Below are 17,696 nucleotides of genomic sequence, written 5' to 3' on the forward strand. Positions count from 1 at the left end.
TAGGAGGGAGAAATTTTGGCAAAGATACTGTTGGAAATGAAGAATATCACCAAAACATTCCCTGGCGTAAAGGCGCTTGACAATGTGAATCTTCAGGTAGAAGAGGGAGAAATCCATGCACTTGTTGGTGAAAACGGCGCCGGTAAATCTACTCTGATGAATGTTCTTTCTGGTGTATATCCTTATGGAACTTATGAAGGAGATATCATTTATAACGGAGAAGTATGCAATTTTCATGATATCAAAGACAGTGAATCCAAAGGTATTGTAATTATTCATCAGGAACTTGCTCTGATACCTTATATGACGATCGGAGAAAATATGTTCCTGGGAAATGAACGTGGAAAAAAATTTGCCATTAACTGGGATCAGACTTACGGAATGGCAGAGAAATATACAAGACAGGTTGGACTTTCCGAGTCCACCAGAACGCTGATCAAAGACATCGGTGTGGGCAAGCAGCAGCTTGTGGAAATTGCCAAAGCACTGGCAAAGAACGCAAAACTTCTGATTCTGGATGAGCCGACATCATCCCTGAACGAGTCAGATTCCAAAGCACTTCTTGACCTGATGCTGAAACTGAAAAAAGAAGGTCTTACCTGCATTATTATTACACATAAACTGAATGAAGTTGCTTACGTTGCTGATAAGATTACGGTCATCCGTGATGGTTCTACAATTGAAACACTGGTGAAAGGTGTGGACGATTTTTCCGAAGACCGTATCATCAAAGGAATGGTCGGCAGAGAAATCGCAGACCGTTTCCCGAAACGTCATGGTGTAAAAATCGGCGACGTTAATATGGAAATCAAAGACTGGACCGTATATCATCCATTGTATTCAGAACGCAAAGTGGTAGATCATGTATCGATGCATGTGCGCAAAGGAGAAGTAGTGGGAATTTCCGGATTGATGGGCGCGGGACGTACGGAACTGGCCATGAGCGTTTTTGGAAAAAGTTATGGTGTGAATATCAGCGGAAATCTTTTCCTGAACGGAAAGGAAGTTCATCTGAAAAGTGCCCGTGATGCCATTGAGCACAAACTGGCTTATGTAACAGAAGACAGAAAGGGAGACGGACTGATCTTAAGCAATCCTATTAAAATTAATACGACACTTGCCAATCTGAAAGGTGTCAGCAAAAACGGAATCATTGATCCGGATAAAGAGTATGCGGTTGCAGTGGAATATAAGGACAAGCTGAGAACAAAATGTCCTTCCGTAGAACAGAACGTTGGAAACTTAAGCGGTGGCAACCAGCAGAAAGTACTGCTTGCAAAATGGATGTTTGCGGATCCGGATGTCCTGATTCTGGATGAGCCGACCAGAGGTATTGATGTAGGTGCAAAATACGAAATCTACTGTATTATCAATGACCTTGTTGCAGCAGGAAAATCAGTCATTATGATTTCTTCCGAACTTCCGGAGGTATTGGGAATGTCAGACCGTATCTATATCATGAATGAGGGCAGAATCGCCGGAGAGTTAACGGCAGAAGAGGCATCTCAGGAAAAGATTATGGCATGTATTCTGAAGTCAAGCAAAGGAGAGTAAGCAATGGATAAAGCAAAATTAAAAGCCGGATTTCAAAAATATACAATGATTATTGTACTTGTTCTGGTCACTCTGTTTTTTACCTGGGGAACACAGGGCAAGATTCTTTACCCGCAGAATATTAACAACCTGATCTCACAGAATGCATATGTGTTTGTGCTTGCAACCGGTATGCTGCTGTGTATTCTGACAGGTGGAAACATTGACCTTTCGGTTGGTTCCGTTGTCTGTTTTGTAGGTGCTCTGTGCGGTATCTTTATGGAAAATATGGGACTGCCGGATGGTGTGGCTGTGATTCTTTCCTTACTGATCGGTGCCCTGATCGGTGCATGGCAGGCATTCTGGATCGCTTATGTGCGTATTCCTCCATTTATTGTAACTCTTGCAGGCATGCTGATGTTCCGTGGTCTGTCTAACGTGGTACTGGCAGGAAAAACACTTCCGATTAAATCCGAAACATTCGTTAAATTATTCGGAGGCGGTGCTAACTGCTACGTTCCGGATTTCCTGGGAGGCGGAGAAGGCCTGAACAGGGTTGCTCTTGCAGTTGGTATTCTTGCCTGTGCGATTTATGTGGCAATGACTATGCGGGGATATCTGAACAGAAAGAAAAACGGATATGAAACAGGCAGTGTAGGTGCCATGTATGTAAAGATGGTTCTGATTGTGGCAGTAGTGATGGCTGTCAGTGTTAAACTTGCCCAGTACAAAGGTATCCCGACTTCTCTTGTATGGGTTCTGGTCGTTGTTCTTGTCTATGGATATATCACAAGTAAAACAACCGTAGGACGCTATTTCTACGCAGTGGGCGGAAATGAAAAAGCAACAAAGCTTTCCGGTATCAATACAAACAAGGTATATTTTATTGCTTATACCAATATGGGATTTCTTGCAGCTCTTGCAGGTCTTCTGACGGTAGCTCGTATGACTTCCGCACAGCCGACCTACGGACAGAACTATGAGATGGATGCCATCGGTTCCTGTTTCATCGGCGGTGCTTCTGCATACGGCGGAACCGGTACAGTTCCGGGTGTTATCGTTGGTGCTGTTCTGATGGGTATCATCAACCAGGGTATGAGTATCATGGGTACAGACCAGAATATGCAGAAAGTAGTAAAAGGTGCGGTTCTTCTGGCTGCTGTAATCTTTGATGTAGTAAGTAAGAGAAAATCCTTTATAGCAAAATAAAGGGATTTTATAACAGCTGTATCGCAAAACAAACAGAAGCCGGAAGATTTCCGGCTCCTGAATAAAATAATTTCTCCTTGAAAAAAACCTTCGGCAAAAGCAATTGAGCGGGCAGACAAAGCTCTGTATCGGGGAAGAGAGAGAAGAAAGACTTCTGTCTGTGCGAAGAAAAAGCAAGTATATGAACTATCTGCATAAAAAGAAACCGATACAATTCCTGTGAAATTATGAAAAATGCATAAAATTTTTGAAAACAGCTTGCTTATCACAGATTAGAGTGTTAAAATATTATTGCTATCGAGTGATTACAATATTGTTTTTAAAGGAGCAGGGACATGGGTAAGAAGATTAGAACGGAAGCAGTTGATCATCTTTTTGAGGCAATCTTGTGTTTGAAGAATAAAGAAGAGTGTTATACATTTTTTGAAGATGTATGTACGATCAACGAGCTTTTGTCTCTTTCACAGCGTTTTGAAGTTGCCAAGATGCTGATGGACAAGCGCACTTATCTGGATATTTCCGAGAAGACCGGTGCATCCACTGCAACCATCAGCCGTGTGAACCGTTCTCTTAACTATGGGAATGATGGTTATGAAATGGTTTTTGCCAGAATGCGAGAGAATGGAGAAAACAAATCCGAAACAGAAGAATAAACTGAAAGATAAATCATAAAAAGAGACAAACAAAACCAAAAGAGAATCCTGTAAAGAGGGATTCTCTTTTTTTGGTAAAGAACAAAAATGTCCCGCAGCAAAACGGAAAGTTTTCTGCGGGATAATTTCATTTGGATCAGTTATTTATATGGATCATTTCTCCTTGCGCGTCTTCGGCGTTTTTTCTTTGTGATGTTTGCCGGATGGTTCTTCCGGACGCATGTCATCGATCAGGTGTTCAATGAGCATTTTTTTGACGTAAACATCAAAGCTCAGCTGGCAGATAAAGGAAAATGTCTGCAGGAACTGCCGGTCTTCTTCCGGGGCATCAGAAAAGGTCCCCTCAGCTACATGATAGCTTTTGGCAAGGTCTTTTTTCAGTGATTCAATGTGGCTTTTCTCCATGCTGAATACTTCGTTATAAATATAGGTAAGATCCTGAGTTCCTTCTGATTTAAAATATTTTTCCGTAATGGGATTCAGAAGTGTCTGGATATCATTAATGGAAAGGATATTTTTGAAATAGTAAATAAAAATCAGCATGAGAAGGTGTTCTTTGGAATAGCGCTTCTTCTCCGGAGAAGGAAGAAGGTTATTCTTGGCATAATTATTGATCATGGTTTTGGTCAACACCTTGTCTTCCGGATAGCGCTTGGTGGAAGCCAGCTGGGATTCCATAAAAGTAGTGACCTGATCCATATACAGATCAATATTGGGAAGGTCTTCGGGTTTGATATAGTCAATCCTGGAAACACTGTCCAGGATACTGTTGATCATGTCTTTTGTATCGATTGTCATCTGTTCATCACCTCTGCCCTTTATTATATAGTTCAAAAAACTACTTGTAAATATTTTTGTCAGGGATTTTCCTTTAAAATTTTGTTATTCTGGCGGTAAGTTCTCGGAGATTCGTGGAATACTTTTTTGAATGCACGGGAAAAGTGGAGCTGATTGGGATATCCCACCCGGATACTGATCTCTCCAACGGGAAGGTCCGTGAGCTTCAGAAGCTCGGCCGCCTTGGACATCCGGTAGCGAATGAGAAATTCCTGAGGGGATTGTCCTATGGTTTCCTTGAAAATCTTGCCGAAATAACTCCGGTCCAGTTTGCAGCGGCTGGCCATGTCTTCCACAGTGATCGGGAAGGCATAGTTCTGTTCAATAAAAGTCACGGCTTCTTTTGTATAAAATTTAGAGAGACTTCCTCCCTGAACAGGACGTTTTCTGGAAGAACCTCTCTGGATGGCATCCAGAATCAGATACAGATGGCCGATGAGATGGAGAGAGGATTCGTTTCCGTGGCTGGCAAGATATAAGAGCTCTTTTTTGACACATTCACTGTCTTCCGGGGAGCCCGGGGTAAAAACCGGTTCTTCGGAGGAAAGTCCGGAGCTTTCGAGAATTTCTTTGGCACGAAGTCCGCCAAACTCCACCCATGCATATTCCCAGGGCTCTTCCCGGTCTGCGTAATAAGTATTGATTCTTCCGGGTTCAATGAGAAAGCCGGAACCTGGCCCGATCTGATATTCTATGGAGTGATTATGGGTATCATCTGTCAGCAGAGTTCCATGTCCGGAAATGACATAATGAAAAAGATAGTTGTTGCGGATAAAAGGCCCATACGAATGGAGCGGCCGGCATTTTTCATACCCGAACTGGAATAAAGTCAGATCCATAAAGCGTTCATCGGAGAATACATGAAACAATAAATCAGGCATATTTTCCGTCCTTTCTCTGTGAAAAATAGTAATAATCAATAAAAAAACAGTGAAGAATCTGTGAAAAACAACAGAAAAAGCTATGCTTTTCTTTATTATATACCCAAATTAGTATATATATCAATCATATTCTTGAAATATAGCATTTGGATATAAAAATAAATTCATTCAAGTATTTACGATTTTGGATAATAGTGGTAGAATTTTATCAGAAACGGGCGGTGTTTTTGCATAAAGACACCGCCATAGTAAAGTCGATATACAGAAAAGGAGAAGGATCATGGCAGTAGTATTTGATGAAAAAAAAGCTTTGTTTACGATGTATACCAAAAACAGCATGTATCAAATGAAAAAAGATGATCTGGGAGTTCTTCTGCATACTTATTATGGAAGAAAAACAGAGAATACCGATTATTCCTACCTGATTTATTGCAAGGATCGCGGATTTGCAGCTAATCCGTATGATGCGGAAAAGAACAGAACGTACTCTACAGAAATTCTTCCGCAGGAATATTCCTGTTTCGGAACTGCAGATTACCGTACCAGTGCACTGAGAATCCGTACTGCAAATGGCTGCCGTGTTCTGGATCTTCGCTTTGATCATTCTGAAGTTCTGGAAGGAAAATACTCCATTCCGGGAATGCCTGCGGTTTATGCACAGGAAGGTGACCGTGCGGATACGCTTGTAGTTACTTTAAAAGATCAGGCAGAGGATATTTTTGTACATTTATATTATGGTGTGATGGAAAATCTGGATATGATCACCAGAGCAGTCCGTATTGAGAACGGTACCTCCGGTGCCATCTATCTGGAAAAAGCAGCTTCTATGTGTCTGGACCAGATGTATGGTTCCTATGACTGGATGACTTTCTATGGAAAACACGAAATGGAACGAAATCTTTCCCGTACGCCGGTGCATCACGGCCTTCAGTCTGTGGGAAGTGTCAGAGGTTCCTCCAGCCATCATTACAATCCGTTTGTAATTCTTGCGGATCATACTGCCGGAGAAACACAGGGAGAATGCTATGGATTTTCTCTTCTGTACAGCGGAAACTTCCTTGCTGAGGCAGAACTTGATCAGGCAAATCAGACAAGAGTTGTGATGGGAATCCATCCGGATAATTTTGAATATGAACTGAATGCGGGAGAGGATTTCTGGACTCCGGAAGTGGCTATGGTATACAGCAGCAACGGTTTTGAAAAAATGTCCCAGATTTATCATTATGTTTACCGCAGCAACCTGTGCAGAGGCAAATACAAAAAGGCGAGAAGACCTGTCCTTATGAATAACTGGGAAGGTACCTACTTTGACTTTACCGGTGATAAACTGGTAGATATGGCAAAGGAAGCTGCGTCCCTGGGTGTGGAACTGTTTGTTATGGATGACGGATGGTTTGGAAAACGAGATGACGATTTCAGCGGACTTGGTGACTGGTATGTCAACGAAAAGAAACTGGGATGTACGCTTGGTGAACTGTCAGAGCGGATTCACGGTCTCGGATTAAAATTCGGTATCTGGTTTGAACCGGAATGTGTGTCTGAGGACAGTGATCTTTATCGGGAGCATCCGGACTGGGCATTCCAGGTGCCGGGAAGAAAACCTGTCCGCGGCAGATACCAGCTGGTACTGGATTTCTCCAGACAGGATGTGCGCGATCATGTGTTTGCACAGATGTGTGAAGTACTGGATCATGCGGAAATCGATTACCTGAAATGGGATTTCAACCGTAATCTTACCGACCTTTACAGTGCGGCGCTTCCGGCACACAGACAGGGAGAAATCAGTCACAGATATGTGTTGGGTCTGTATGATTTCCTGGAAAAACTGATTACACGTTATCCGAATATATTACTGGAAGGCTGCAGCGGCGGAGGCGGACGTTTCGATGCCGGTATGCTGTACTACAGCCCTCAGATCTGGTGCAGCGATGATTCCGATGCCATTGAAAGACTGAAAATCCAGTATGGAACCTCTTTTGCTTATCCGATCAGTGCTGTGGGTGCGCATGTATCTGCAAGCCCGAATCATCAGACCGGCAGAGTGACCCCGATCGCGACCAGAGCAACGGTTGCCATGGCCGGAACTTTTGGATACGAACTGGATCCGATGAAGCTGACCGAAGAAGAAAAAACAGAAATCCGCGAGCAGATTAAAGTATATCAGGGATATTATGATCTGATTCAGGATGGAAAATATTACAGAATTACGGATCCGTATCAGAATGAAACATTTACTGTATGGGAATTTGCTGCAGAAGACGGAAGTGAAGCTCTGGTGAGCGCAGTTTCCGTAAAAACCTATCCGAACGCGGCTCCGGTTTATGTGAAGCTTCGCGGTTTGAAAGAAGATAAATTCTATGTGATGAATGGGGAACGGTATCTGGGTGCCGCTCTGATGTACGGAGGCTTCCGCCTTCCTGCATTCAGAGGAGAATACCAGAGCTGGAATTTCCATTTTGTGATGGAGCAGTGATGCAGAAGCTATGCATCCGATAAATCAGCCCTTCTCTCAGTTTTGATAGAGTTGAAAAGGACCTCCGTGTAAAGCAGGAGTTACCCCGTTCGGGGCCTGTCTTTGCATGGGGGTCCTTTTCGTGTGATAAATTATTTGAAAATTCAGCGGGATTTTTCTGTATCAGGAAAGTGCCCTCATGTTTTTCCTGTTATAAAACAGATAATATGTTCGGTTATGCTTGTGAGTCATGCAGTTGTCATGTTATAATAAAACAGTCTGACGGGAGAGGAAAATTCCGATTACGTCAGGAAAATATAAGGAGAAGCTAAAATATGAGCATATATGATACATTAAATGACCGGCAGCAGGAGGCGGTTTTTCATACGGAAGGACCGCTGCTGATTCTGGCAGGTGCGGGATCGGGGAAGACCAGGGTGCTGACGCACCGGATTGCGTATCTGATTGAGGAAAAGGGCGTGAATCCGTGGAATATTCTGGCGATCACGTTTACCAATAAGGCTGCCCAGGAGATGAGGGAGCGTGTGGACAAGATTGTGGGCTTCGGTTCCGAGAGTATCTGGGTGTCCACCTTTCATTCCACCTGTGTGCGGATTCTGCGCAGATACATAGACCGGCTGGGATATGACAATAATTTTACCATTTATGATACAGATGATCAGAAAACACTGATGAAAGATATCTGTAAGAAGCTGAATATTGATACAAAAGTATATAAAGAACGCTCTCTGCTTGCGCAGATCTCCCATGCCAAGGATGAACTGATTACACCGGATGAGATGGAGATGAATGCAGGAGGAGACTTTAATCAGCGCAAGGTTGCGGGGGTCTATCGGGAATATCAGGCATCTCTGCGTAAAAATAATGCACTGGATTTTGATGATCTGCTGGTGAAGACCGTAGAACTTTTTCAGAACTGCGGGGATGTGCTGGAATATTATCAGGAACGCTTCCGGTATATTATGGTGGATGAGTATCAGGATACGAATACGGCACAGTTTAAGCTGGTAAGCCTTTTGGCATCCAGATACGAGAATCTTTGCGTAGTAGGAGATGATGATCAGTCCATTTATAAATTCCGTGGGGCAAATATCGGCAATATTCTGGGATTTGAACGGGTTTTTCCTGATGCGAAGGTGATTCGCCTGGAACAGAATTACCGTTCTACACAGAATATCCTCAATGCTGCCAATGAGGTGATCAGCAATAATACCGAGCGTAAGCCGAAACATCTCTGGACGGAAAATGAGGATGGCTCCATGGTTCAGTTCCGTCAGTTTCTCAATGGATTTGAGGAAGCGGAATATATTGTGGGTGAGATATCCAAAGAACATCGGGAGGGCAAATACCATTACCGGGACTGTGCGATTCTTTACCGTACCAATGCCCAGTCACGTCTGTTTGAGGAAAAGTGCCTGCTTGCCAATATTCCGTACAAGCTGGTAGGCGGGGTGAACTTTTATGCTCGTAAAGAAATCAAGGATCTTCTCTGTTATCTGAAGACGGTGGATAATGCACAGGATGATCTTGCTGTGAAGAGAATTCTCAATGTGCCGAAGCGGGGAATCGGAGCGACAACGGTGAGCAGGGTCCAGGATTATGCAGATCAGATGAATATCAGTTTTTATGATGCGCTGCGTGTGGCGGAGGAGGTTCCGTCCATTGGAAGAAGTCTTTCTAAAATCGATGGCTTTGTAACCTTTATCCAGTCGCTGAAGAGCAAGGCAGAGGCATATTCTGTACAGGAGCTTTTGGAAGAGATTATTGATCTGACCGGTTATGTGGATGAACTGAGAGCCGAGGATACGGATGAAGCAAGAGCAAGAATCGAGAATATTGATGAGCTGATTTCCAAGACAGTAACTTATACAGAAACGATGGAGGAGATGAATCAGCCTGCGACACTTTCCGGCTTTCTGGAGGAAATCGCACTGATCGCAGATATTGATAGTGTAGATCCGGATCAGGATTATGTGCTTCTTATGACCCTGCACAGTGCCAAGGGGCTGGAATTTCCCCATGTATTTCTTGCCGGAATGGAAGACGGGATTTTTCCCAGCTATATGAGTATCTCAAGCGGGGATCCCTCTGATATGGAAGAGGAGCGCAGACTGTGCTATGTGGGCATTACAAGAGCGATGAAAGATCTGACTCTGACAGCTGCCCAGCAGAGAATGATCCGCGGGGAAACGCAGTATAATCGTGTATCCCGTTTTGTACGGGAAATTCCGCGGGAACTGGTGGATCTGGGACATAAGATTCAGGAAAAGAAGCCGAAGCTTGAGGAAGTTATTCCTGCCAAAAGCAGTTATGCCCAGATGAAAATGGCCTTTCATGCCAAAGCATTTGAGCCAACGCAGTTCAAGGTAACAAAACCGACATTTCTGGAATATGCTGTAGGAGATACGGTGCGTCATGTGAAATTTGGTGTGGGAATCGTGAAAAATATTGTGGAAGGCGGACGTGACTTTGAAGTGACGGTGGAATTTGACCGTTATGGAGTAAAGAAGATGTTTGCCGGTTTTGCGAAGCTGAAGAAGATTTGAGGGGAAAAATTCGATTAGTTATGGTAAAATCTGCTCAGTAGTGGTATAATAAAGAACAGAATCAGCGAATCGGCCGGTTGTCGGGCCGCAGGACGGCAAATAACGTGAGATATCCAGGTTGTATTAGGAAAAAGTGCTCTGTGTTTTCCTGTGATTTAAAAATACAGGACATTTGCCGTTAAGAATTATGAGAGGATGGTGCAACTATGAATATTAAAATTGAAGATTTATTGACTGCATTAAAGAAAAAAGAAGAAGAAAAAGAGAAAAATACAGTCCTCTGGGTGCTGGCGATCATCGGTGCTGTAGCAGCTGTTGCAGGAATCGCTTTTGCAGTATACCATTTCTTCGCACCGGATTATCTGGAAGATTTCGAAGAAGATTTTGATGACGATTTCGATGATTATTTTGAGGATGAAGAGGAAGAATAAATAAACAGAGATGGCTCCGGCAGATAACCGGGGCTATTTTTGTGAAGAGGCTATTGACAGGTTCATACGGAGGAATTATGAAAAAAGGTGAAATTTACGAGGGAATCATAGAGAAAGTGGAATATCCCAATAAGGGGCTGGTTTATATAGATGGACAGAAAGTGATTGTAAAGAATGGAATTCCGGGACAGAAAATCCGGTTTATGATTAATAAAAAGCGTTCCGGCCGTGCGGAGGGACGCCTTCTGGAGGTACTGGAAAAATCACCGCTGGAGACTCGTGAACCGGTGTGCAGTGTTTTCCCTGCCTGCGGTGGATGCATGTACCAGACCATGCCCTATGAAGAACAGCTGAAAATGAAAGAAGAACAGGTAAAGGAACTGCTCGACCAGGCACTGCTGTCAGGCGGTCAGGCAGATGAAGAGGGAAATCCGGATTACTGCTGGGAGGGAATCCATGGAAGTCCTATTGAGTTCGGTTACCGGAATAAAATGGAATTTTCTTTTGGAGATGAGTACAAGGATGGCCCGCTTTCTCTTGGGCTGCACAAAAAAGGCAGCACCTATGATGTTTTGAATACCGGAGACTGCAAACTGGTTCATGAGGATATGACGAAAATTTTGAACTGTGTGTGGGAATATTTCCGTGACAGAGGCGTTTCCTATTACAAAAAAATGCAGCATATCGGGTATCTCCGTCATCTGCTTCTTCGCCGCGGTGTGACAACGGGAGAAATTCTGGTGCATGTGATCACCACCAGCCAGGAAGAGCATGATATGGAGCCTCTCAAAGAAGAACTGCTGAAACTTCCTCTGGAAGGAAAAATCGTAGGAATCATGCATATCATCAATGATTCTCTTTCCGATGTGGTGAGAAGTGATGAGACAAGGATTCTTTACGGGCAGGATTATTTTTATGAAACACTTCTGGGACTGCGGTTCAAAATCAGTACATTTTCTTTCTTCCAGCCCAATTCTCTGGCTGCTGAGGTATTGTATTCCATCGTGCGGGATTATATTGGAAGTACCAGAGATATGGAAGTGTTTGACCTTTACAGCGGAACCGGAACCATTGCACAGCTTCTTGCGCCTGTAGCGAAAGAAGTGATCGGTGTGGAAATTGTGGAGGAGGCTGTGGAGGCAGCAAGAGAAAACGCGGCACGCAACGGGCTGACGAACTGCCGGTTTATTGCAGGAGATGTGCTCAAAGTACTGGATGAAGTAACGGAAAAACCGGATGTCATTGTACTGGATCCTCCAAGAGACGGAATCCATCCAAAGGCTCTGCCGAAGATCATCGCCTATGGAGTGGATCATATTGTATATATTTCCTGTAAGGCAACCAGCCTTGCGCGGGATCTTGAGGCATTTCTTGCAGCAGGATACCGCGTGGAACGGGCCTGCTGTGTAGAACAGTTCTGTGAAACTGTGCATATTGAAACAATTTGTAAATTAGTGCATGTCTGAAAGGATTTTTCAAGCATACTCTGGAGCGGGACGATAGACTTTCATGATTTGTGATTTTTCAACAGCTAAATTATTCAGGGAGAATTCTATATGGATTATTTATCACATAATATCGCAATTAATTTGAAAAGAATACGCAAAGCCAAAGGAATGAGCCTTGACGTGGTGGCAGAGCAGACGGGGGTCAGCAAGAGTATGCTGGCAACGATTGAAAAAGGAGATGCCAATCCGTCGATTGGTGTATTGGGAAAAATTATGAGCGGTCTGCGCATTGATCTGCAGGACCTGACGCAGGCTCCGCAAAAAGATGCCTATCTGGTGGATATTGAGAAACTGGTACCAACGAAAGATGTAAAAGGGCAATACCATGTCTGGACCTGTTTTCCGATTGCGGACAATCGCTCTGTGGAAATTTACCGGATCGACATTGAGCCAGGTGGAGTATATGAGAGCGGATCCCATGGAGAACGTACAAAGGAATACATTGCTATGCTTCAGGGTACCTTATTCATAAAGCTGGAAGACGGTATTTATGAGGTGGAAAAGGAACAGTTCTTCCGTTTTGAATCGGACCAGCCGCATGTTTATTTTAATACAGGAACAGAAACGATTCGTTTTATGTCTTTCTTTGTTGTATATTAGAGCGTGTTTGAAAATTTACTCCCGTCATATGCATGCCCCACTTTGCAGGAAAATTGTCTCGCATTCGGTCAACATATTCGGCTAGGCCTCTCTCTGAAAATAGATGTCCAAAATATTGAACAAAAGAATGCAAAAATCTCGAAAAAACAACAATATTTTAATTGACTATTCATGAAAAGTGTGATATATTGTACACAACATAAAAGCAAAAGTGACAAAGGCGTCAGTGATTCACAGGAATCATTGGCGTTTTTTTTGTTTCTCAGGAAAGTATTCCTGTTTGTCCAGAAGGAGAATCAGGAATTTCCGGAGAAATAAAGATAAGCTGGAGGAGGAAAGAATTATGAAATTAAAAGACACAGGACTGACAAAACAGGAAATTAAGGACAAAGTAAGCAAATACATGATCGAAACATACGAGCGTTTTGATTTCCTTGCAGAAACAGCAGAAGGAATGTATCTGTATGATGAAGAGGGAACCCCATATCTTGATTTTTATGCAGGTATTGCAGTAAATAATGCCGGCAGCCGCAATCCAAAGGTTGTTGCAGCAGTTAAGGATCAGGTAGACGACATCATGCATACCTTTAACTATCCATATACAATTCCGCAGGCATTGTTGGCTGAAAAAGTCTGTGAAACAATCGGGATGGACAAGATTTTTTATCAGAATTCCGGTACAGAGGCAAATGAAGCGATGATTAAAATGGCCCGTAAGTACGGAATTGAGAAATACGGTCCTAATAAATATCATATCGTAACAGCAAAAATGGGCTTTCATGGCAGAACATTCGGTGCGATGTCTGCAACAGGACAGCCGGGAAATGGATGCCAGGTAGGATTTGGTCCGATGACATACGGATTTTCCTATGCACCGTATAATGATCTGGAAGCGTTCAAAAACGCATGTACAGAGAATACCATTGCCATCATGATCGAGCCGGTACAGGGCGAGGGCGGTGTGCATCCGGCAACCATGGAATTTATGAAAGGTCTTCGTGAATTTTGTGATGAAAAGGGTATGCTGCTTCTGATCGATGAAGTACAGACCGGATGGTGCAGAACCGGTGCTGTGATGTCCTATATGAATTACGGTATCAAGCCGGATATCGTGTCCATGGCGAAAGGTCTGGGTGGCGGAATGCCGATCGGAGCAATCTGTGCAACCGAGGAAGTGGCGAAAGCATTTACACCAGGTTCCCATGGAACTACATTCGGAGGTCATCCGGTTTCCTGTGCAGCAGCACTGGCGGAAGTAAATGAACTGCTTGACAGAGATCTGGCAGGCAATGCGAAAGAGATGGGTGATTATTTCTCTGCAGAACTTGAGAAGCTTCCTCATGTGAAAGAAGTAAGACATCAGGGACTGCTGGTCGGTGTTGAATTTGATGATACGGTAAGCGGTGTGGATGTAAAACATGGTGCTTTAGACCGGAAACTGCTGATCACTGCAATTGGTGCGCATACCATTCGTATGGTTCCGCCTCTGATCGTATCCAGGGAAGAATGCGACAAGGCAGTTGCCATTCTGGATGAAACAGTAAAAGCTTTGGCATAAAATGAAAAATAGAAATGAGCAGACGAGGGCGTCACGAAGGGATTCGTGCGCCCTTGTCTACTTTATTTTATCATAGGAAAGTGCTTTGCATTTTCCTATGATAAAATAAAGTATTCATAAAAGCAAATACATAAAGGAAGTGAATGGGATGCAGCATTTTGTGATAACGATTGGATGTGAATATGGGGCAAAAGGAAATGCAATAGGCAAAAAAATCGCGGAAGATCTGGGGATTCCTGTATATAACAGGGAAACAGTGGATGCTATCATTGATGAAGTAGGAATTCCGCAGGATATTATGGACAAAGTAGAATCCGGTCTTACGATTGCAGGAAAAGGTGTGGAAGGACAGGAAAGAGGTTCTTTTTCAAAGCTTTCTGACCTGACAGACCGTGCAATCCATGTGCAGAAACAGATTATCCGAAAACTGGCGGCAAAAGAGTCCTGCGTATTTATCGGACGTTCCGCAGATTATATTTTAAAAGGGCAGGAAAATCTGTTATGTGTATTCATTTATGCTCCGGATGAAGTGAGAATCCGACATATTATGGAAAGCCATAACCTGACGGAAAAAGATGCGAAACTTCTGATTTCTGAGAAGGATAAGCGGTATCATATCCGACATCTTGCATTTACAGGCAGTAATCGCGGTGACCGTCATAACAGGAATCTTTTGATCGACAGCAGTATGCTTGGGATTGACGGAACTGCAGAATATATCGAAATACTGGCAAAGAAGTTATTTGACATCTGAGAAAGGAGAGGACTCGCTATGAATAAGAAAAAATCAGAATTTGACAAAGTGTTCAGTGCGTGGGATATTCTGGTGATTGCCTTTGGCGCAATGATCGGCTGGGGCTGGGTCGTATCCTCCGGCGGATGGATTGAAAGCGGCGGCGTAGTTGGTGCGGCCCTTGGTTTTGTAATCGGCGGTATCATGATTTTCTTTGTTGGACTTACCTATGCGGAATTGACAGCTGCGATGCCGCAGTGCGGAGGAGAACATGTATTCAGCTACCGGGCTATGGGACCGACCGGTTCTTTTGTATGTACCTGGGGAATTATTCTCGGATATGTGGGCGTAGCGTGTTTTGAGGCATGTGCATTTCCGACCATTCTGACATATTTATGGCCGGGATTTTTAAAAGGGTATCTTTATACGGTTGCCGGATTTGATATTTATGCATCCTGGCTTGCGGTAGCGATTATCCTGGCATTTCTGATTATGGTGATCAACATTATGGGCGCGAAAACCGCAGCGATGCTTCAGACAGTACTGACGGTCATTATTGGAGGTGCCGGAATTCTGCTGATCGTGGCATCAGTCATTAACGGAAGTGTGGATAATCTGAACGGTCAGATGTTTGTGGGTTCCACAGGCGGCTCTATGCTCAAAAATGTGCTTTCTGTAGCCGTGATCACTCCGTTTTATTTTATCGGATTTGATGTTATTCCGCAGGCTGCGGAGGAAATCAATGTTCCACTGAAAAAAATCGGTAAAATGCTGATTTTATCAGTTGTTCTTGCTGTTGTTTTTTATGCGCTTGTGATTCTGGCTGTAGGTTATGTGCTGGATGCAGATGCCATTGCCGCATCAGAGGCAGGCACCGGTCTGGTAACCGCAGATGCCATGGCCACCGCATTTAAGACTTCTGTAATGGCAAAGGTCATCATTGTCGGCGGTATGTGCGGAATTATCACTTCCTGGAATTCATTTATGATCGGTGGTTCAAGAGCAATGTATTCCATGGCTGAATCTTATATGATTCCGCCGTTTTTTGCAAAACTTCATCCGAAGCACAAAACACCGGTGAATTCCTTATATTTAATTGGGGCACTGACGATGATCGCACCGCTTGCAGGACGAAAAATGATGGTCTGGATCTGTGACGCAGGCAATTTCGGATGCTGTCTTGCGTACTGTATGGTATCAATTTCCTTCCTGATTCTCAGAAAAAAAGAACCGGATATGCCGCGTCCGTATCGTGTTCCTGCATATAAATTTGTAGGAACAATGGCAGTTCTGATGTCTGGCTTTATGGTACTGATGTATTGTATCCCGGGTTCCGGCGGAAACCTTGTCTGGCAGGAATGGGAAATGGTCGGCGGATGGGCGCTGTTAGGTGTTGTATTCTATGTTGTCTGCAAGAGAAAATATCAGGAATCCTTTGGTACACTGGTGGAACTGATTTCCGACGAGGATGCTGCAACACTGATGCCGGAAGCTGATGAAGAAGAACTGGATCTGGTAATTGACCAGGCAATTGAACGTGTGCTGCAGAGAATGGCAGCATAAAACAGGAGAGGAGCAAAAAACAATGAAAGAATTTTCATTTTCCATACCACAGGAGATTATCGTTGGCCAGGGAAGTCTGGCAAAACTGCCGGAAGCGGCAAAAAAACTGGGAGGTTCCCATGGATTTATTATTTCCGGACCTCGTCTGAATAAAATGGGAATTGTAAAGTCCTGTGCAGATGCATTAGAAGGCGTAGGGATTCCGGCAGATGCTTTTACAGAAACAGAAGGAAATCCTTCTGTGGAGACTGTGGAAAAAGCGACAAAAGCATTTCAGGAAAGCGGAGCTGATTTTCTGATCGCATTAGGGGGCGGTTCCCCTATGGATGTGGCGAAAGCAGTCGGCGTCGTTGCAAAGTATGGCGGAAGTATCACAGAATATGAAGGCGGCGGCAAGGTTCCGGGAGATATCATCCCGCTTATTGCCATTCCGACAACTGCAGGTACCGGTTCGGAAGTTACCGCGTTTTCTGTTATTACAGATCACAGCAGAAATTATAAATTAACCGTATTCAGTTATAAATTGATTCCTTCTTATGCGATTCTGGATCCGGAATTGCTGACAACTGCTCCGGCTTCGGTGGCGGCAGCATGCGGAATTGATGCAATGGTTCATGCACTGGAAGCTTATCTTTCAAAAGCAGCCTCTCCATTTTCTGATGCAATGGCAGAAAAAGCACTGGAGCTGATCGGAAAAAATATCAGAAGATACTTTGCTGACCGTACGGATCTTGAAGCAGCAGAGGGAATGATCACTGGTTCTCTGTTTGCGGGAATTGCTTTTTCCTGGGCAAGGCTTGGGGATGTTCATGCGATGAGTCATCCGGTCAGTGCGTTCTTTGACGTGCCGCACGGTGTTGCCAATGCGATTTTACTGCCGACGATTGTGGAATATAATGCACTGGCAGACAATGGAAAATATCTGAAGATTTATAATTATATTTCCAGAACGCCTGCTTTTGAAGAGGAGTTTGAACCATTTATGCTGGTGGATCTGCTGGTAGAATTGAATGAACAGCTGGGAATTCCGGCATCTCTTGGTGAGGTGGGAGTAACTGCAGATAAATTCGATGCAATGGCAGATGACGCCATGAAGAGCGGGAATATTGCAGTAAATCCGAGGAGTACAACGAAGAAAGATATCCTTTCCCTTTATGAAAAGGCATTATAA

General features: G+C 43.8%; 15 protein-coding genes. 12 read left to right on the forward strand and 3 right to left on the reverse strand.

Annotation, left to right across the window (positions count from 1 at the left end; all coding sequences use genetic code 11):
- Positions 1–15 precede the first annotated feature (15 nt).
- The 3 genes from mmsA to ACTNEW_RS09800 all read left to right on the forward strand — a co-directional run bounded on the left by mmsA (position 16) and on the right by ACTNEW_RS09800 (position 3,395).
- Entirely contained in the window at positions 16–1,554 is a 1,539-nt protein-coding gene (gene mmsA / locus ACTNEW_RS09790) for a multiple monosaccharide ABC transporter ATP-binding protein (RefSeq protein WP_441060399.1), read from the forward strand.
- A 3-nt stretch (positions 1,555–1,557) separates the two neighbouring features.
- A complete protein-coding gene (mmsB, locus tag ACTNEW_RS09795; RefSeq protein WP_441060401.1) occupies positions 1,558–2,742 on the forward strand; it encodes a multiple monosaccharide ABC transporter permease in 1,185 nt (394 codons plus the stop codon).
- 335 nt (positions 2,743–3,077) lie between these two features.
- Complete coding sequence (locus ACTNEW_RS09800; protein ID WP_441060403.1) at positions 3,078–3,395, forward strand: YerC/YecD family TrpR-related protein; 318 nt, start codon at positions 3,078–3,080, stop codon at positions 3,393–3,395.
- 153 nt (positions 3,396–3,548) lie between these two features.
- Here ACTNEW_RS09800 and ACTNEW_RS09805 read toward each other — a convergent pair whose 3' ends face one another.
- Both ACTNEW_RS09805 and ACTNEW_RS09810 read right to left on the reverse strand, forming a co-directional pair.
- Complete coding sequence (locus ACTNEW_RS09805) at positions 3,549–4,193, reverse strand: DUF1836 domain-containing protein (protein WP_441060405.1); 645 nt, start codon at positions 4,191–4,193, stop codon at positions 3,549–3,551.
- Between the two features lie 59 nt (positions 4,194–4,252).
- Positions 4,253–5,113, reverse strand: a complete 861-nt coding sequence (locus ACTNEW_RS09810) for an AraC family transcriptional regulator (RefSeq protein WP_441060407.1) — start codon at positions 5,111–5,113, stop codon at positions 4,253–4,255.
- 280 nt (positions 5,114–5,393) lie between these two features.
- Between ACTNEW_RS09810 and ACTNEW_RS09815 the strand changes: the two genes are divergently transcribed.
- From ACTNEW_RS09815 to ACTNEW_RS09835, 5 genes are all read left to right on the forward strand, one after another.
- Positions 5,394–7,586 carry an alpha-galactosidase gene (locus tag ACTNEW_RS09815; RefSeq protein ID WP_441060409.1) on the forward strand — a complete coding sequence of 731 codons (2,193 nt, stop codon included), beginning with the start codon at positions 5,394–5,396 and terminating at the stop codon, positions 7,584–7,586.
- 314 nt (positions 7,587–7,900) lie between these two features.
- The gene (gene pcrA / locus ACTNEW_RS09820; RefSeq protein WP_441060411.1) at positions 7,901–10,132 is read left to right on the forward strand and encodes a DNA helicase PcrA; all 2,232 of its coding nucleotides are present in this window, start codon (positions 7,901–7,903) and stop codon (positions 10,130–10,132) included.
- A 206-nt stretch (positions 10,133–10,338) separates the two neighbouring features.
- Positions 10,339–10,563, forward strand: coding sequence for a hypothetical protein (locus tag ACTNEW_RS09825; RefSeq protein ID WP_441060413.1), 225 nt, complete (start codon positions 10,339–10,341; stop codon positions 10,561–10,563).
- Between the two features lie 77 nt (positions 10,564–10,640).
- Positions 10,641–12,029, forward strand: a complete 1,389-nt coding sequence (gene rlmD, locus ACTNEW_RS09830; protein ID WP_441060415.1) for a 23S rRNA (uracil(1939)-C(5))-methyltransferase RlmD — start codon at positions 10,641–10,643, stop codon at positions 12,027–12,029.
- Positions 12,030–12,119: 90 nt separating this feature from the next.
- Positions 12,120–12,671, forward strand: a complete 552-nt coding sequence (locus ACTNEW_RS09835; RefSeq protein WP_441060417.1) for a helix-turn-helix domain-containing protein — start codon at positions 12,120–12,122, stop codon at positions 12,669–12,671.
- On the opposite strand, the gene ACTNEW_RS09840 is transcribed toward ACTNEW_RS09835, so the two are convergent.
- Positions 12,646–12,735, reverse strand: a complete 90-nt coding sequence (locus tag ACTNEW_RS09840) for a DUF6783 domain-containing protein (protein WP_441060419.1) — start codon at positions 12,733–12,735, stop codon at positions 12,646–12,648. The two genes, ACTNEW_RS09835 and ACTNEW_RS09840, sit on opposite strands and share 26 nt — an antisense overlap.
- A 279-nt stretch (positions 12,736–13,014) precedes the next feature.
- On the opposite strand from ACTNEW_RS09840, the gene ACTNEW_RS09845 reads away from it, so the two are divergent.
- From ACTNEW_RS09845 to ACTNEW_RS09860, 4 genes are all read left to right on the forward strand, one after another.
- Positions 13,015–14,229 carry an aspartate aminotransferase family protein gene (locus tag ACTNEW_RS09845; protein WP_441060421.1) on the forward strand — a complete coding sequence of 405 codons (1,215 nt, stop codon included), beginning with the start codon at positions 13,015–13,017 and terminating at the stop codon, positions 14,227–14,229.
- Positions 14,230–14,377: 148 nt separating this feature from the next.
- Positions 14,378–14,983: a cytidylate kinase-like family protein gene (locus ACTNEW_RS09850; RefSeq protein ID WP_441060423.1), complete on the forward strand. Its 606-nt coding sequence runs from the start codon at positions 14,378–14,380 to the stop codon at positions 14,981–14,983.
- 18 nt (positions 14,984–15,001) lie between these two features.
- A complete protein-coding gene (locus tag ACTNEW_RS09855; RefSeq protein ID WP_441060425.1) occupies positions 15,002–16,525 on the forward strand; it encodes an APC family permease in 1,524 nt (507 codons plus the stop codon).
- Positions 16,526–16,547: 22 nt separating this feature from the next.
- On the forward strand, positions 16,548–17,696 hold the full coding sequence (locus tag ACTNEW_RS09860) for an iron-containing alcohol dehydrogenase (RefSeq protein WP_441060427.1): 1,149 nt from the start codon (positions 16,548–16,550) through the stop codon (positions 17,694–17,696).

Source organism: Blautia sp. HCP3S3_G3, assembly GCF_052063365.1.
Taxonomy (GTDB): Bacteria; Bacillota; Clostridia; order Lachnospirales; family Lachnospiraceae; genus Blautia_A.

Coding starts and splice junctions, on each gene's coding strand:
- ACTNEW_RS09855 (WP_441060425.1), top strand. CDS start 15,002: ATGAATAAGAAAAAATCAGAATTTGACAAAGTGTTCAGTGCGTGGGAT.
- mmsB (WP_441060401.1), top strand. CDS start 1,558: ATGGATAAAGCAAAATTAAAAGCCGGATTTCAAAAATATACAATGATT.
- ACTNEW_RS09815 (WP_441060409.1), top strand. CDS start 5,394: ATGGCAGTAGTATTTGATGAAAAAAAAGCTTTGTTTACGATGTATACC.
- rlmD (WP_441060415.1), top strand. CDS start 10,641: ATGAAAAAAGGTGAAATTTACGAGGGAATCATAGAGAAAGTGGAATAT.
- ACTNEW_RS09860 (WP_441060427.1), top strand. CDS start 16,548: ATGAAAGAATTTTCATTTTCCATACCACAGGAGATTATCGTTGGCCAG.
- ACTNEW_RS09845 (WP_441060421.1), top strand. CDS start 13,015: ATGAAATTAAAAGACACAGGACTGACAAAACAGGAAATTAAGGACAAA.
- ACTNEW_RS09805 (WP_441060405.1), bottom strand. CDS start 4,193: ATGACAATCGATACAAAAGACATGATCAACAGTATCCTGGACAGTGTT.
- pcrA (WP_441060411.1), top strand. CDS start 7,901: ATGAGCATATATGATACATTAAATGACCGGCAGCAGGAGGCGGTTTTT.
- ACTNEW_RS09825 (WP_441060413.1), top strand. CDS start 10,339: ATGAATATTAAAATTGAAGATTTATTGACTGCATTAAAGAAAAAAGAA.
- ACTNEW_RS09810 (WP_441060407.1), bottom strand. CDS start 5,113: ATGCCTGATTTATTGTTTCATGTATTCTCCGATGAACGCTTTATGGAT.
- ACTNEW_RS09840 (WP_441060419.1), bottom strand. CDS start 12,735: ATGCGAGACAATTTTCCTGCAAAGTGGGGCATGCATATGACGGGAGTA.
- ACTNEW_RS09800 (WP_441060403.1), top strand. CDS start 3,078: ATGGGTAAGAAGATTAGAACGGAAGCAGTTGATCATCTTTTTGAGGCA.
- ACTNEW_RS09850 (WP_441060423.1), top strand. CDS start 14,378: ATGCAGCATTTTGTGATAACGATTGGATGTGAATATGGGGCAAAAGGA.
- ACTNEW_RS09835 (WP_441060417.1), top strand. CDS start 12,120: ATGGATTATTTATCACATAATATCGCAATTAATTTGAAAAGAATACGC.